This is a genomic window from Rhizobium sp. OAE497, from assembly GCF_040546565.1.
GTDB lineage: Bacteria > Pseudomonadota > Alphaproteobacteria > Rhizobiales > Rhizobiaceae > Rhizobium.
Genome location: NZ_JBEPOA010000001.1, coordinates 2,170,390 through 2,184,895, shown reverse-complemented (window position 1 = coordinate 2,184,895; position 14,506 = coordinate 2,170,390). Strand labels below are relative to the sequence as shown.

Genomic DNA, 14,506 nt, shown 5'->3' with positions numbered 1-14,506 from the left:
GAAGCCTCGTTCTGGTGATGCTGACGATTGCGACGCTGGCACAATCCGCCGGTGTGCCGATGGCGCAGGTCGCCCAGCCAGCCGCACCGGCACCCGCCGCGCAACCGGCGCCAGCACCGGCAGCCCCGCCTGCAGCCGCTCCTGCTCCAGCAGCCGCGGCTCCCGCAGCCGCTGCGCCGCAGGCTGACGCTCCGCTTGCCAATAGCGGGCTCGAACAGGCTCTGAAGGATATCGAGGGCGCCAAGAAGAAGCTTGCCGCCTATCAGGAAAGCGCCAAGACCAATGCCGGCGATGACGACGCGCTGGTGACGCTTGCCGGTCAGGTCGATGAGCTTGGCCGCGGTGTGATCGCGACATCCGTCGGTCTTCGCCCGCGTTTCGATCAGATCAAGAACCGCCTGGCCGAGATCGGCGAGCCGCCGAAGGACGGGCAACCGCCGGAAGCCGAGATCGTCACCAACGAGCGCAATGCGCTGACGGCCGAGCGGTCGCAGATCAACGCGGTGACCGGCGATGCCGAAAACCTCTCGATGGCGATCAACAAGCTGACCAATCAGGTCGCCGAGACCCGCCGCCGGCTGTTTGCCGCGACGCTATTGCGCCGGACCGATGTTTCGATGTCGGTGCTCGACGATGCCGGGAGTTCGTTCCTGGTCGAAGTCGGGAAATTCAATGACGCGCTGACAAGTTGGCTGGTCTTCGTCTGGAAGTTCAAGAGACTGCCGATGTTTACGGCGCTGTTCCTGTCGCTGGCGACCGCGCTCATCCTGCTTTCCGGCGGCTACCGGATTTTCGGCCGGTATCTGAGGCGCGACGACAGCATCGAGCAGCCGAGCTATATCAGCCGCCTGTCGATCGCCTTCTGGGCGACCGTCATCCGCACCTCGTCGCTCGTCGTGCTGCTCGTCACCTCCTATTTCTTCCTCGACAGTTTCAATGTGCTGAGGCCCGACATCGCGCCTGTTGTCGCGGCGCTGTTTGCGGCGATCGGGCTCATCTATTTCGTGCGGCGCTTCACCAATGCCGTCTTTGCGCCGGGTGAGCCGCACTGGCGCCTGGTGCGCCTCTCCAATCGCGGCGCGCAGTCGATCGGCGCCTGCCTGCTGGCAATGGCGATCGTCAACGCGCTCGACTATTTCTTCGGCAGCATCGGTGAGGCGATGGGATCGCCGCTGGTGCTGACGGTGGTCCGCAGCCTGATTGCGTCGATGATTATCGGCCTGATCCTGATTGCCGCCTCCTTCGGCCGCCCGATGCTGGCCCGCAGCGGCGATCCGGATGCGCCCGGCCGCCGCTGGCCGCGCGGCATGGCGATCATCCTCCGGGTGCTCGGTGCCGGCCTGATCATCACGGCGCTGACGGGCTATGTCGGTCTGGCGCGTTTCGTCGCCACGCAGCTGATCATCACCGGCGCCATCGTCGTCACCACCTATATCGGCCTCCTGTCGGGCAAGGCGATCTCGAAGACCGAGACCTTCGGCGAGACTTTCATCGGCCGCTTCCTGATGCAGCGTTTCAAGCTTGGTCCTGTTGCCGTCGACCAGGCGGGGCTCGCCGTTGGCCTGGCGATCTACGCCGTGGCGTTGATGACCGGCATTCCGCTGGTACTGCTGCTCTGGGGCTTCCACATCCAGGATCTGCAGCAGATCGCCTACCGGCTGTTCACCGAGGTTCGTCTCGGCGGCATCAGCATCTCGCTGGTCGGCATCTTCACAGGCATCCTGCTCTTTGCCGGCGGTTATCTCGTCACGCGCTGGATCCAACGCTGGCTCGACGGCAATGTCATGGCGCGCAGCCATGTCGATCTCGGCGTGCGCAATTCGGTCAAGACGGGCATCGGCTATCTCGGCGTCGGCGTTGCCGCCATCATCGGTGTTTCCGCTGCCGGTATCGACCTGTCGAGCTTCGCGCTCGTCGCCTCGGCCCTGTCGGTCGGTATCGGTTTTGGCCTGCAGAATATCGTTTCGAACTTCGTCTCTGGCCTTATCCTGCTGGTCGAGCGTCCCTTCAAGGTCGGCGACCACGTCGTATCGGGAACGGCCGAAGGTATCGTCACCCGCATCTCGGTGCGCGCGACCGAGATCGAGACCTTCCGCAAGCAGTCGATCATCGTGCCGAACTCGGAGCTGATCAACGCTGCCGTCGGCAACTGGACGCATCGCAACAAGGTCGGCCGTTCGGAAATTCCGGTCTCCGTCAGCTACGATGCCGATCCGCAGAAGGTGATGGATATCCTGCTCGAGCTCGTCAACGCCGTGCCGCAGGTGCTGCGCAATCCCGAGCCGCATGTCGAGTTCCTGCGCTTCGGCACCTATTCGCTGGATTTCGAACTGCGCTTCATGCTGGCCGATATGGGCGACGGCCTGAAGGTGCGCAACGGGCTGCGTATCGCCATCCTGCGGCGCTTCCGTGAGGAGGGGATCGAGATCCCGCTGCCGCAGAGCGACATCACCTATCATCGCGACAATGCGACGCCGCCGCTCATCCATGCGAAGGACGAGCCGGAAGAAAATCCTAAGGATAACGAGACAAAGGAAGAGGGCGGCCAGGTACGCCAGTTGCGCGGCAAGACAGCCGATGGCAAGCTCAAGGGCTAAGGGCCTTATTCAGCGGCCGTTCACGGGCGGCCGGCTATAAGGTTCGGGTAATCGGGTTTTCGCTGCTGGGGGCAGCAGCGCCGATATGCTCCTGGGGAGGGCGCGTCAACGCGCCGTTACGAATGGCAAGACTTGCCGCCGGACTGCTTCTTTCCCTCTTCGCCGCCTGGGGCGCATCAGCGGCGACCATCACCAATACAGACCCAGCCGCGGTGGTCCTCGTCATCACCGAGGGCGGCAACAAGGTGGAGATCGTCGTCGATAGCGGCGCTTCCGAAAACCTCTGCGCATCCGGCTGTTTCATGACGACGCCCGACGGCGATCGCATCGGCCTCGATGGCGGCGAGACGATCGAGATCGTCAAGGGTTCGGCGGTCATTAAGTAAAGCGCTTGCGCCCGGAAAGGGGTTGTGGCGGCTTGCGGCCTACGCAGCCCTTGCGGGCGCTTGCGCATAATCTTTTAAGCATAAGCAAAAGAAGGTATTGGGCGGGCGCTGCAAGAACTTCCGGGCGGTTTTCCGGGGCGTTCGATTAATAATTATTCAAATGAATTGATATATCTGTCCCATCGAGGGGCACATTTTCATTCAAAGGTTTGCTATGTCGTTTTTAGGTATTTCGGGAATGCAATATTCCGGCGAAATGTTTGCGGGTGCGCGTATTATTCTTGCCGAGGATTCCAACGTCTTCACGTCGATGGTCAGCAAGCGGCTTAAGGAGCTGTTCGACATCACGGTCGAAGTATGCCGTGACTTCGAGGAGCTGCAGCTCGCCTACGACAAGTCGTCCGATCCGATCACGCTGGCGATCTCCAATATCAACCTGCCGGGCGCCGAAAAGGGCGAGGCACTGGAATATCTGGTCGATCTCAGCATTCCGACCATCGTCTTCACCGGCACGTTCAACGAGACCCTGCGTGACGAGCTGATGGCCAAGGACATCGTCGACTATATCCTCAAGGACAATGTCTTCGCCGTCGATCTCCTGTCGGAATCGATCTGCCGTTTCCTCACCAACAAGCGCCATCACGTGCTGATCGTCGATGACAGCGCGACGGCCCGCGCGCTACTCTCCAGCCGCCTGAAGCGCTATAATTTCCGCGTCAGCGTTGCCGAAAGCGGCGCCAAGGCGCTCGAAATCCTCAAGGCCAATCGCGACATCGGCCTGATGGTCACCGACTACAACATGCCCGATATCGACGGCTTCGAGCTGACACGCCGGATCCGCGCCAATATCGGCTCGCATGAACTGCGCATCATCGGCGTTTCCTCCTCTTCGAACCGGCTGCTTTCTGCCCGCTTCCTGAAGGCCGGCGGGAACGATTTCATGCTGCGCCCGTTCATCGACGAGGAGTTCTATTGCCGCGTCAATCAGAACCTCGACACTTTGCTGCAGATCAAGACGATGAAGCGAGAGCGAGCGGTTGCATAGTTCGACAATCTTCCATGACGGATTGTGGAGGGCCCCCGGATGAACGAGGGCCCTGCTTCCGTTGTTAAGAGAAGTCGAATTTTTGCAATTTCAGGTTATTTTAGAGCCCGCTTGGCTCTTCACCCAATTGGGTGTGTCCGCTATCGTCCGAGCCGTTGTGGAAAGAGTCGATTCGACTCTCTCTTGCAGCACGGGGAGTAGGGGACTGAATGGCTTTCCAGGCGGATTTCAATCGGGACAGTTCCGCGCCGCGTTTCGGCGGCCATAAGATACTGCTGGTTGAAGATTCCCGCATGTTTTCCGCCGTTTTGTGCCATCGCTTCCAGACGGAGCTCGGCCTGAACGTCAAAGCCTGTCCCTCGCTCAAGGCGCTGCAGGAGGCGCTGGCCCAGGATTCGCACGGCTACACAATGGCCGTCGTCGATCTCAATCTGCCGGATGCGCCCTATGGCGAGGCGCTGGACTGCGCGATCGAGCACAAGATCCCGGCAATCGTCTTTACCGCGACATTCGATCTCGAGACGCGCAACCGGATCATGGAGCGCAATGTCATCGACTATGTGCTCAAGGACAATGAATTCGCGCTCGACAATCTGGTCTCGACCGTCCGCCGGGCGATTACCAATCGCAAGACGCGGGTGCTTGTCGTCGATGACGTCGCATCGGCGCGTCAAGTGCTGGTCGATCTCCTGACGGCGCAGCAATATATGGTGGTCGAAGCCAATTCCGGCCTCGAAGCGTTGGCAGCGCTGGAGGCATACAGCGATATCGAGCTGGTGGTGACTGATCATCACATGCCCGACATGAGTGGCTATGAGCTGACGCGGCGCATCCGTCACCGTTTCGGTTCCGACAGGATCCGGGTGATCGGTGTGTCCTCGTCCAACGACAGGATGCTCTCGGCGAGTTTCCTGAAGGCCGGGGCGAGCGATTTCGTCTACCGGCCCTTCGTGGCCGAGGAGCTGCAGTGCCGTATCGCCAACAATGTCGAGACGCTGACGCAGATGAAGCAGCTGCGCGCTGCCGCCGCCTGCGATTATCTGACGGGTCTCTATAACCGGCGCTATTTCTACGATTACGGCCCGAAGGTCGTGAACGAATGTCTGCGGCAGAAGTCGGCGAGCTCGGTCGCCATTCTCGACATCGACCATTTCAAGCGGCTGAACGATACCTATGGTCACGAGATCGGCGACAAGGTGCTGATCGCGGTGGCCGCGCGGCTGGCGACGATCTTCGAGGGCAGCGACAATCTTCTGTCGCGTCTCGGCGGCGAGGAATTCGCCATTCTCTTCCCGATGATGGATTCGCAGGCGGCGACGAAGCTTTGCGACGAAGTGCGCTCGGATCTGTCGCGTCTGAAGGTTTCGGCCGACGACGAGGAGCTGTCGGTGACGGTCTCCATCGGCGTTGCCGAAATTGCCGGCTACGAGACCTTCGAAAATTATCTGAACGCTGCGGACCAGTTCCTCTACATGGCCAAGCACAAGGGCCGGAACATGGTTTATTCGGATGCCCGCATGACGGAAGAAGCGGCGCAGTAGGCGCCGCTCCGAATGTCCAATCCCGCTATTTTCAGGCCGCCAGCGCCTGGCGCGCCGTTGCCATGGTCATCTTGCGTTCGGCACGCTCCTGCTGGGGCGAGCGGTTATAGAGTTCGCGATAACACTTGGAGAAGTGCGAGGCGGAGACGAAGCCACAGGCGACGGCCACTTCGACGACAGGCATCGACGACTGCACCAGGAGATGGCGGGCGCGGTCGAGGCGGATTTCGAGATAGTAGCGGGCAGGCGAACGGCCCATTTCCTGGCGGAACAGGCGCTCGATCTGGCGGCGCGACAGGCCGGCGCCATCGGCGATCTCCAGCAGCGACAGCGGCTCGGCGAGATTGCCTTCCATCAATTCGATGATCGACAGCACCTTGGCGTTCTGGACGCCGAGGCGGGCGCGCAGCGGCAGGCGCTGGCGGTCATGCGGGCTGCGGACGCGGTCCGTCAGGTGCTGCTCGCAGATGCGGTTGACGAGGCTCTCGCCGAAATCCTGGCCGACGAGGTTCAGCATCATGTCGAGCGAGGCGGTGCCGCCGGCGCAGGTATAGAGATTGCTGTCCACTTCATAGAGATCGGCATAGACCTCGGCCTGCGGGAAGGCTTCGGAGAAGCCCGGCAGGTTTTCCCAGTGGATCGCGCAACGCTTGCCATTCAGGAGCCCTGCCTGAGCAAGCAGATGCGCGCCCGTACAGAGACTGCCGACGGCGACGCCGCGGTTATAGCTTTCACGCAGCCAGGCGTTGACCGACTTGTTGTTGAAGTCCTCGACATCGATGCCGGAACAGACGAGCACCATGCTCGGGCGGTTCTCGCCGCCGAGATGACGGCGTTCCTCGGCCAGCGAGGAATTGGCCTCGACGCCGATGCCGCAGGAAGAATAGACCTTGTTGCCGTCGACCGAGGTGAGGCGCCAGGTGTAAGCCTGATAGCCGAGCATACGGTTGGCGATGCGCAGTGTGTCGATCGCCGCCGAGAACGGCAGCATGGTGAACTGGGGAACCATAAAGAAGACGAGAGAGCGCTTCTTGGTCAGCATCTTGTTCATTGAGCAAAATCCATGCTGGAGGGCGATGCATATTGGTTGCCTGAAATGCGTCGCCTAGATGTTCCAAAAGCGACATTCGCATGGAAATATGCGGCTAGTAAGAGCAATTTTGCGACATTGTCGGAAAGGGTCTCCGTCAATTGCCCAAAGCGAGGGTCAAAAGTCGCGCGGTGAAACTGCTTTCAAATATATGCTTCTGAAATTCAAGATTAAATTTTGCCGCCCGGAAACGATGAGGGCGGCGCTGCCAGTGGCAGGACGCCGCCCTCACGCTGGGAGGTATGTCGCATTCATTACATAACCTTGCGTTCGTCCGCGGCTTCTGCCGACGGGTAACCTACGTCCTTGCGGATGTCGAACGGCATGGATTCGATTTCACGCGCTGCCTGCCACTGCTGCCAGGAGTGCGAAACCTTCTGAAGAAGGCTGCCTACGTCGAAATGCAGGCCGGATGAGCTCTTGCTCTCGCGATAGGTGATGGTGGTCATTGTCCTCGTCCTTTGTTCGTCAGGCGTGTTGCGCCTGTTCCACATATTAGATCTTGCTATCCATCAATCAAACGAATTGATTTTATGGATATCATCAGTTTTGTTGAAGCTCTTCGTCATCAGCTCACGCTCGGCTGCGGCGGCTGCGTAAGGATCGACATCGGCGATCAGGTGATGGGGCAGGGCCGTCATCTGGCGCATCGTGTTGTTCCAGGCGGTGCGCTGGATCTGCCGCGAGCGGAGCGCGAAGAAGGCGTCAATTGCGGTCTGTACAGTGTCAGTCATCATGGCCTCCTGTGTTCGTGTTTCAGCCATGAGTAAAATATAAGGTTCGATTGACTTTCAAACAAACGAAATGATATGGTGTTTAAATTCAGAAAAATTGAAAGATGCGCCGATGACGATGCCCTTTCGCAGGCCTATCCCGCTTCTCGATAACGACGTTCTGCGCACCTTCGTGGCAATCGCGGAAACCGGCAATTTTTCGACTGCGGCCGAAGCGGTGTTCAGGACGCCGTCGGCCGTCTCCATGCAGATCAAGAAGCTCGAGGAACAGCTCGGCGCGACGCTGTTCATGCGCGACGCGCGCTCGGTGACGCTGACGCAGCATGGCGAGCTGCTGTTGACCTACGCGCGCAATATCCTGGCGCTCTCCAATGAAGCCGTCTCGCGCTTCATCATGCCCGAACTTAGCGGCGTCGTCCGTCTCGGCGCACCTGAAGATATCGGCGAGCGGCTGCTGCCGAGCATTCTGAAGAGTTTTGCGGAGAGCTATCCCGGCATCATGGTCGATGTGACGATCGACATGAGCATCGGCTTGAAAAAGCGGATGGAAGAGCAGCGCCTCGATCTGGCGCTCGTCAATTTCGCGACCAGGCCTTTCCCGACTGGCGGCGAGATCGTCTATCGCGAGAAGCTCGTCTGGGCCGGCGCCAAGTGCGGCACGGCGCATCGCAAGGAGCCGCTGCCGATCTCGATCTGGGAAGAGGGCTGCATCTGGCGCCAGGAAGCGTTGGCGCAGCTCGAGCGCAACAAGCGGCCCTATCGCGTCGCCTATCTCAGCGGTCACACGATGGCGCAGCGCGCTGCCGTGGTGTCCGATCTGGCGATCGCGCCGCTGCCGCGCTCCTATGTCAGCGAAGACATGGTGATCCTCGGCGCTCAGGAAGGTTTGCCGGAACTCGGCTCCTTCGAAATCCGGCTGCTGACGGCATCGCAGCTTTCCGGTCCGATGCAGGCGGTTGCCGACAGCATCCGTCATGCCTTTGCAGAAAAAGCCAAGGCTGCTGCCGCCTAAGCCATTATTGGCGTGAACCTTTTTGGCTTTGGTGCGTTAATCGCCCGGAGCGGCGCCCGCCGCTTCGGAGAGGTCATATTTGCAAAGGATTTCCAAAATGACGACGACAGCCAAAATCGGTGCTGCCTTCCTGCTTCTGCTCGCCCTGTCTTCCTGCGGCAACACGATCCGCGGCATGGGTCGCGATACGGCCAACGCCGTCAACGCCACGCAGGATGCCGGCCGCTCGGTTGACCGCGCGGCGCGCCATTAACGATCAGATCTTGGCTGCCGGATAAGCCTTTTCGAGGCCGCCGGAGCGGGAGAGACCATTGCGGAAGGCCTGATAGGCCGGATGCTGGCTCGACTTGGCGGCCTCCATCAGCCGGATCTGAAGACGGGCAGGTGCAGCCGTGCCGATCCATGTGCCCGTCGTCTCAAGCTTCAGCGAATTCAGGAAGCGGCTCTCCGCGGAGAGATCGAGATAGCGGTGCAGGCCATCGACCAGATTGTCGTCCTGCGCGACGTTTTCCATCAGCAGTTCGATATAGGACTTGTCGGCCTCACTGGCGCCGGCAAACTTCTGAGCAACGGTTTCGCGATCGGGGAAGGAAGCGGCTGGGGTCATCGGGTACCTCAAGAAAATCGTTTTGGCGCGCAACAGAGGCGCGGTCGTTATCGGTTCTTCCTTTTGCCCGCTCTGGCCTTCGCGAAGCTTGCAGCGCCTTAGAGCGCCCGCTTGACCCGTGCCGCGATCTCTTCGGGAACCCAGGTGGTCCAGAGCTGCGGATAGTTCTCCAGGAAATAGACGGCGGCGTTCCGGCTGCTTTCGCTGTGCTCGTCCTGCCAGGCGAGGACGTCGTTGATCGTGCCGTTATCCCAGCTGCGCTTGCGCAGGTAGTCCATTGCCGGGCCGGCGCGATCGGCAAAGGCCTTCGTGGTGACGGTGACGCCCTGCGAGGTCGGGTATGCATTGCGCCGCGGGCGGGCGCAGCCGGAGACCGCCGTGCAGGTGTTCCACTCCATCTCGCTATATGGAACGCCCATGCCGAGGCGGATCATGTCGTATTTTCCGATGAGGGCGGTCGGCGCCCAGTAGTAGCCGAGCCAGCCGCGCTTGCGCTCGAAGGCATCGGCGATCGAGGCGTCCAGGTCTTTCGGCGTATCGGCGCTGATCAGGTTGAAGCCCTTGGCTTCGGCATAGTAGGCCTTGAACAGATTCTGCGTGGTGATCTTGCAGCTCCATCCCGTCGGGCAATTGAAGACCGCGCCTTTTGCGGGGTCGTTCTCATCGGGGAACAGATCGGGCCTTGCCAGCGCATCCTCGATCGTCCTGATCGAGGGATTGGCATCGGCAACGAATTTCGGGATCCACCAGCCCTCGACCGCGCCATCGGCGAGGATCTCGGCGCCCTCGACCAGCCGCCCGGCGGCGATCGCCTTGGATAGCTCGATCTCGACGCCCTTGACCCAAAGCTCGGGCGCGACGTCGGGCGTGCCCTTGCCATCCATGGATGCGAAAGTCGGCATGGTATCGCCGGGGACGATCTCGACGCTGCAGCCGTAGCCGGCCTCCAGGATGATCTTGTCGAAATTGGCAGCGATCGCAGCCGACCCCCACTTCATCTCGGCGATCGTCACCGCGCCGCAACCTGCCGCTACGGCAGCTGAAGCGCAGGCCCAGGCCATGGCTGACAGGAACAGCATTCTCAATGCGGCCTTCATCTGCGCTTCCTTTGTTCCACTTGTGATTTTTTATTTTGTCGATGGTAATGCCGAAAAGGTTGAGATCAACTTTCTCAGGTTGAATTTTTCTGGGCTAAATATTTGATTTGTATTGGCTAATATTACGGGTTCGCACAGCTTTCCGTTAGGTGAGTGCAGGAGTCGGTTTCGCGTCGCGGTCAATAAAAGTTCAAAAAAGGTCGAAATTCATCTTTGCTTAAGAGCTCAATAACTCTCCGGTAAGAATGTCGCGCTATCAGTGTAACCACGGCGGGGGACAAACCGCCGGTTCTCCGGATCAGGTTCTGCGTCCCGGAGAGCACGAGTTTCGCCGTGTATGGGCGATACGCCAGAGTTTTACGGCAAACCGCGCGGCTCCCGGCTGGCGCGGCTTTCGCGTTTAGGGACCTGCCGTTGACCGCGCGCGGCAACGCGTTGTAGGCGTCATGCATGACCAGAGCCATCATGCTGCAGGGAACAGGATCGGATGTCGGCAAGACGGTGCTCGTCGCCGGGCTCTGCCGGCTGGCGGCCAATCGCGGGCTGACAGTTCGCCCCTTCAAGCCGCAGAACATGTCGAACAATGCTGCCGTCGCCGATGACGGCGGCGAGATCGGCCGGGCACAGTGGCTGCAATCGCTCGCCGCGCGCACGCCATCGTCCGTTCACATGAACCCGATCCTGCTGAAGCCGCAATCGGAGAATGGCAGCCAGATCGTCGTGCAGGGCAAGGTCTGGGGGCAGGCGAAAGGGCGTGACTATCAGCGCCTGAAGCCGCAGCTGCTCGAGTATGTTCTCTCCAGTTTCGCGACGGTTTCTGAAGGCGCCGATCTCGTCATCGTCGAGGGCGCGGGATCTCCGGCGGAGATCAATCTGCGGCCGGGCGATATTGCCAATATGGGCTTTGCCACGCGGGCGGACGTGCCGGTCGTGCTGGTGGGCGATATCGACCGCGGCGGGGTCATCGCCTCGCTGGTCGGAACGCATGCGATCCTCGATGAGCGGGATCGCGGCATGATCTCTGGCTATATCATCAACAAGTTCCGCGGTGACGTTTCGCTCTTCGATGACGGGATCTCCGCGATCGGGCGCTATACGGGCTGGCCGTGTTTCGGCGTGGTGCCGTGGCTGAAGGCTGCCGGCGGTCTTCCGGCCGAAGATTCCGTCGTTCTCGAAAAGCTGGCGCGCGGGAAGCCGGCGGCGCTGAAGGTCGCCGTACCCGTGCTGCCGCGGATTGCCAATTTCGATGATCTCGATCCGCTCCGCGCGGAAGAGGATGTCGAGCTTGTCTTCGTCAAGGCCGGCGACCGTCTTCCTGATGATGCGGCTCTCGTCGTTCTGCCGGGCTCGAAGTCGACGATCAGCGATCTCGCGGATTTCCGTGCGGCGGGCTGGGACCGCGATCTCACGGCTCATATGCGGCGTGGCGGGCGGGTGATCGGCATTTGCGGCGGCTACCAGATGCTCGGGCGCAAGGTTCATGATCCGCTCGGCATCGAAGGCAGTGCAGCTGAGACGGACGGGCTTGGCCTTCTCGACGTCGAGACGGTAATGGCACCTGAGAAGGTCGTGCGCAACAGCCGCGCGGTCTCCGCCGAATATGGCACGCCGCTTTCCGGCTATCAGATCCATCTGGGCGTGACGGAAGGCGTGGATTGCGACCGCCCGTCGGCTCAAATCGACGGCATGCCTGACGGTGCGATCTCTGCCGATGGCCGGGTGATGGGGACTTACCTGCATGGTCTGTTTTCGAGCGACTCCTACCGCGCGCGACTGCTCGAAAGTTTTGGTCTCGCAGGCGAACGGAAGAGCTATGCCGAAAGCGTCGACAGGGCGCTGGATGACGTGGCGGCCGAGCTGGAGCGCCACCTCGACCGCGACTGGCTGCAGCGGCTGCTGGGCTAGATTTCGCCGGAGACCTCGCGGCGGCGGCGGTCCAGTTCTTCCGTATAACGGCGCAGCGTATGGCTTTCGCTGAGCTGGCCGACGACCTTGCGCTCGATCAGATTGTTGAGTACGGCGAGCGCTTCACTCTCGGTCTTGTCGAAGATCGCGGCGGCCTGCTTGGCGTTCATCTGCGGCTGCAGGAAGTCGTTCTTGTAGCGGATGAAGCTCTCCAGGCCCTTGCCCTCGTCATCCGTATCGATCGGATTGGAATGGATTTCGGGGACAAGGACGAGGCCGGCATATTTGCCGGTATCATCGACGAGGATGACGCGCTGCGTGGAACCGGCCGGGAAGGTCTTCTTGAACTCCTCGACGGAGGTCGCGACATTGGCGGTCTTCACGTCGGCGCGCATCAGCTTGCCGACCGTCAGGTTGCGGATCCAGCCGACATCATGGGCGCTGCGGATGCTTTCACCACGCAGATGGAAGCGCCATGTGGCGAAGGAGTAGCCGAAGGTGGTGCGCACGACGAGCGACGAGGTGATGACGGCGGCGAGCACCAGCGCGGTGATCGGGAAGTCGCCGGTGATCTCGAGCGCCAGGAAAGTCATCGTCAACGGTCCGCCGATGATGGCGACTGCGAGCGAACTCATGCCGACGACGGCATAGACCTCCGGTGTCAGTGACGCATGTGCAAAGAACGGCGCCGAATAGGCGAAGAGCTTGCCGAGCAGGGCGCCCATGAACAGCGAGGCGAAGAACAGGCCGCCTCTGAAGCCGGAGCCGATCGATACGGCGGAGGCGAAGGATTTCAACAGCAGAATGCCGATCAGCGCCGGGATCGCCACCTGATGCGACAGGTTGAGATGCAGGGCGCCATGGCCTGCCGAGAGCACTTGCGGCGAAATCATCGCCAGCAGGCCGACGACGATGCCGCCGAGCGCTGGGCGGGCATAGGTCGGCACCGAGCTCTTGCGCGCCAGTTCCTCGATGAAGGAGACGCCCTGCATGATCAGAATGCCGGCACCGGCGCAGCAACCACCGAGCAGGATCGCTGGAACGTAGTCGGCCGGAACGACGCTGCCGAATTGGCCGACATCGATGGTAAAGTCGCTGCCGGCAAGCAGGCGGGCGATCAGTGTCGAGAGCAGCGCGGAAACGACGACGGGGGTCAGCGAGACGATCGTGTAGGTGCCGATGATCAGCTCGAAGGCATAGAAGGCGCCGGTCAGCGGCGCGTTGAAAGCGGCGGCGATGGCACCTGCCGCGCCGCAGCCGACGAGGACGCGCAGATCGGCGCGGCGCAGCTGCAGCTTCAGGCCGAGCTTGGAGGCAAGACCGGCCGCAAGCTGCGTATAGCCGGCCTCGAGGCCGACGGAGGCGCCGAAGCCGTTTGAAATCAGGTTCTGGATGGCGACGATCACGCTATCGGTCAGCGACAGGCGGCCGCCATGCAGCGCGTTCGCCTCGATCGGGTCGACCATCGGCTTCTTGCGCGTTCTGCTGAGGATGAACAGCAGCAGACCGAGAAGCAGACCGCCGCAGATCGGCGCCAAGAGCAGGAGCAGCTTGTTGTCGATCTCCGACGAGCTGAGACGATCGACATCGCTGATGCCGAAGATCAGGCTGTGCATTTCGCGCGAGATCAGGCTCATGCCGGTCACCGCGCAACCGGCGATGATGCCGACAGCGCCGCCCGCGAAAACCATGCCCATTTCATTCTGGCGCGCCAGCGCGCGCAGCCGCGCCATATCGAATTTGAGATGGCGCCGCGCGAGGCGGCCGATGTCGGTTTTCGTGAGCATGATGAGAGAACTAGGCGATGGAATGCAGGATCAAGGAAGCGCGCTTTTTGCGCCGCATGATTTCGCGAGCAATTGCAGCAAAAGAGAGGCGGTTGCAAACGAAATGTCGCCTTAAGTCAATGAATTTAATAGACTATCTGTTTGGTAGACTCAGTAGGGTTAAGGGCGGGCTGTTTGGATTGCCCCGGCATCGATTGACTTCGCATGGCCGCACGCCTAACGATGCGTTCAATTACGGATGGTTCCGGGGCGGCGGTTGCTGCCCGGGATGAAAAGGGAATGTGACGGGGCGGACCCAAACCGGGCGCCTTCATCACAGCCGACCCCGCGACTGTAGAGCGGTCAGGGTCTTCCATCCGGTGCACCGGCACCACTGCCTGATCGCTGCATTCCGCAGCAGGGCAATGACTGACGGACACCGGAAAAGCCACTGGAAATGCATCGTGATCAGCCGGGGCAGGACGCCTCTTATTCTACGAATCGTCCGCCTTTTCACGAGAATGCAGCCGGGAAGGCGAGGAAGATCCGCTGGCACGATCAGGGATGGCCTTTCGGCCGTCCCTGTCGGGGCCGACAACCGCGAGCCAGGAGACCTGCCATCTGTGCCGGGCGAAGAGCCCCTTGGGCATTCCCGCCCGCTGCCAGCACGGAGGTTGTCATGGCTGAAACGAGAATTTTCATGCCGCTATGTGCGGCGCCTCAGAG

Annotated in this window: 13 protein-coding genes and 1 riboswitch; of the genes, 7 read left to right on the top strand and 6 right to left on the bottom strand. The window is 61.1% G+C overall.

Going from position 1 to position 14,506, the window contains the following annotated elements; genetic code table 11:
- Positions 1-17: 17 nt before the first annotated feature.
- The 4 genes from ABIE40_RS11230 (at position 18) to ABIE40_RS11215 (ending at position 5,569) form a co-directional block, all read left to right on the top strand.
- Positions 18-2,597, top strand: coding sequence for a mechanosensitive ion channel family protein (locus tag ABIE40_RS11230; RefSeq protein WP_199629263.1), 2,580 nt, complete (start codon positions 18-20; stop codon positions 2,595-2,597).
- Positions 2,598-2,719: 122 nt separating this feature from the next.
- Complete coding sequence (locus tag ABIE40_RS11225) at positions 2,720-2,983, top strand: hypothetical protein (RefSeq protein ID WP_112715253.1); 264 nt, start codon at positions 2,720-2,722, stop codon at positions 2,981-2,983.
- A gap of 214 nt (positions 2,984-3,197) precedes the next feature.
- The gene (locus tag ABIE40_RS11220; RefSeq protein WP_112715251.1) at positions 3,198-4,028 is read left to right on the top strand and encodes a response regulator; all 831 of its coding nucleotides are present in this window, start codon (positions 3,198-3,200) and stop codon (positions 4,026-4,028) included.
- 209 nt (positions 4,029-4,237) lie between these two features.
- The gene (locus tag ABIE40_RS11215; protein ID WP_199629108.1) at positions 4,238-5,569 is read left to right on the top strand and encodes a GGDEF domain-containing response regulator; all 1,332 of its coding nucleotides are present in this window, start codon (positions 4,238-4,240) and stop codon (positions 5,567-5,569) included.
- 31 nt (positions 5,570-5,600) lie between these two features.
- Here ABIE40_RS11215 and ABIE40_RS11210 read toward each other — a convergent pair whose 3' ends face one another.
- The 3 genes from ABIE40_RS11210 to ABIE40_RS11200 form a co-directional block, all read right to left on the bottom strand.
- Positions 5,601-6,620 carry a GlxA family transcriptional regulator gene (locus tag ABIE40_RS11210; RefSeq protein ID WP_112715247.1) on the bottom strand — a complete coding sequence of 340 codons (1,020 nt, stop codon included), beginning with the start codon at positions 6,618-6,620 and terminating at the stop codon, positions 5,601-5,603.
- A 293-nt stretch (positions 6,621-6,913) separates the two neighbouring features.
- Positions 6,914-7,108 carry a hypothetical protein gene (locus tag ABIE40_RS11205; RefSeq protein WP_112715245.1) on the bottom strand — a complete coding sequence of 65 codons (195 nt, stop codon included), beginning with the start codon at positions 7,106-7,108 and terminating at the stop codon, positions 6,914-6,916.
- A 63-nt stretch (positions 7,109-7,171) separates the two neighbouring features.
- Positions 7,172-7,393 carry a hypothetical protein gene (locus ABIE40_RS11200; protein WP_199629107.1) on the bottom strand — a complete coding sequence of 74 codons (222 nt, stop codon included), beginning with the start codon at positions 7,391-7,393 and terminating at the stop codon, positions 7,172-7,174.
- 70 nt (positions 7,394-7,463) lie between these two features.
- Here ABIE40_RS11200 and ABIE40_RS11195 point away from each other — a divergent pair, with 70 nt between their 5' ends.
- Both ABIE40_RS11195 and ABIE40_RS11190 read left to right on the top strand, forming a co-directional pair.
- Entirely contained in the window at positions 7,464-8,405 is a 942-nt protein-coding gene (locus ABIE40_RS11195) for a LysR family transcriptional regulator (protein ID WP_199629106.1), read from the top strand.
- A gap of 97 nt (positions 8,406-8,502) precedes the next feature.
- Positions 8,503-8,658: an entericidin domain-containing protein gene (locus tag ABIE40_RS11190; protein WP_112715239.1), complete on the top strand. Its 156-nt coding sequence runs from the start codon at positions 8,503-8,505 to the stop codon at positions 8,656-8,658.
- 3 nt (positions 8,659-8,661) lie between these two features.
- On the opposite strand, the gene ABIE40_RS11185 is transcribed toward ABIE40_RS11190, so the two are convergent.
- Together ABIE40_RS11185 and ABIE40_RS11180 are read right to left on the bottom strand one after the other, a co-directional pair.
- The gene (locus ABIE40_RS11185) at positions 8,662-9,012 is read right to left on the bottom strand and encodes a hypothetical protein (RefSeq protein WP_199629105.1); all 351 of its coding nucleotides are present in this window, start codon (positions 9,010-9,012) and stop codon (positions 8,662-8,664) included.
- A gap of 98 nt (positions 9,013-9,110) precedes the next feature.
- Positions 9,111-10,109, bottom strand: a complete 999-nt coding sequence (locus ABIE40_RS11180; protein ID WP_199629104.1) for a glycine betaine ABC transporter substrate-binding protein — start codon at positions 10,107-10,109, stop codon at positions 9,111-9,113.
- 450 nt (positions 10,110-10,559) lie between these two features.
- On the opposite strand from ABIE40_RS11180, the gene ABIE40_RS11175 reads away from it, so the two are divergent.
- Entirely contained in the window at positions 10,560-12,014 is a 1,455-nt protein-coding gene (locus tag ABIE40_RS11175) for a cobyric acid synthase (protein WP_130278086.1), read from the top strand.
- Here ABIE40_RS11175 and ABIE40_RS11170 read toward each other — a convergent pair.
- The gene (locus tag ABIE40_RS11170; protein WP_199629103.1) at positions 12,011-13,801 is read right to left on the bottom strand and encodes a chloride channel protein; all 1,791 of its coding nucleotides are present in this window, start codon (positions 13,799-13,801) and stop codon (positions 12,011-12,013) included. The genes ABIE40_RS11175 and ABIE40_RS11170 overlap by 4 nt on opposite strands.
- A 222-nt stretch (positions 13,802-14,023) precedes the next feature.
- A riboswitch (cobalamin riboswitch) is annotated at positions 14,024-14,416 on the top strand.
- Positions 14,417-14,506: the final 90 nt, after the last annotated feature.

Excerpts from the sequence above, each read along its gene's own strand:
- ABIE40_RS11205 (WP_112715245.1), bottom strand. The coding sequence starts at position 7,108 with ATGACCACCATCACCTATCGCGAGAGCAAGAGCTCATCCGGCCTGCAT.
- ABIE40_RS11185 (WP_199629105.1), bottom strand. The coding sequence starts at position 9,012 with ATGACCCCAGCCGCTTCCTTCCCCGATCGCGAAACCGTTGCTCAGAAG.
- ABIE40_RS11210 (WP_112715247.1), bottom strand. The coding sequence starts at position 6,620 with ATGAACAAGATGCTGACCAAGAAGCGCTCTCTCGTCTTCTTTATGGTT.
- ABIE40_RS11230 (WP_199629263.1), top strand. The coding sequence starts at position 18 with ATGCTGACGATTGCGACGCTGGCACAATCCGCCGGTGTGCCGATGGCG.
- ABIE40_RS11200 (WP_199629107.1), bottom strand. The coding sequence starts at position 7,393 with ATGACTGACACTGTACAGACCGCAATTGACGCCTTCTTCGCGCTCCGC.
- ABIE40_RS11170 (WP_199629103.1), bottom strand. The coding sequence starts at position 13,801 with ATGCTCACGAAAACCGACATCGGCCGCCTCGCGCGGCGCCATCTCAAA.
- ABIE40_RS11195 (WP_199629106.1), top strand. The coding sequence starts at position 7,464 with ATGATATGGTGTTTAAATTCAGAAAAATTGAAAGATGCGCCGATGACG.
- ABIE40_RS11215 (WP_199629108.1), top strand. The coding sequence starts at position 4,238 with ATGGCTTTCCAGGCGGATTTCAATCGGGACAGTTCCGCGCCGCGTTTC.
- ABIE40_RS11180 (WP_199629104.1), bottom strand. The coding sequence starts at position 10,109 with ATGAAGGCCGCATTGAGAATGCTGTTCCTGTCAGCCATGGCCTGGGCC.
- ABIE40_RS11175 (WP_130278086.1), top strand. The coding sequence starts at position 10,560 with ATGACCAGAGCCATCATGCTGCAGGGAACAGGATCGGATGTCGGCAAG.
- ABIE40_RS11190 (WP_112715239.1), top strand. The coding sequence starts at position 8,503 with ATGACGACGACAGCCAAAATCGGTGCTGCCTTCCTGCTTCTGCTCGCC.
- ABIE40_RS11220 (WP_112715251.1), top strand. The coding sequence starts at position 3,198 with ATGTCGTTTTTAGGTATTTCGGGAATGCAATATTCCGGCGAAATGTTT.
- ABIE40_RS11225 (WP_112715253.1), top strand. The coding sequence starts at position 2,720 with ATGGCAAGACTTGCCGCCGGACTGCTTCTTTCCCTCTTCGCCGCCTGG.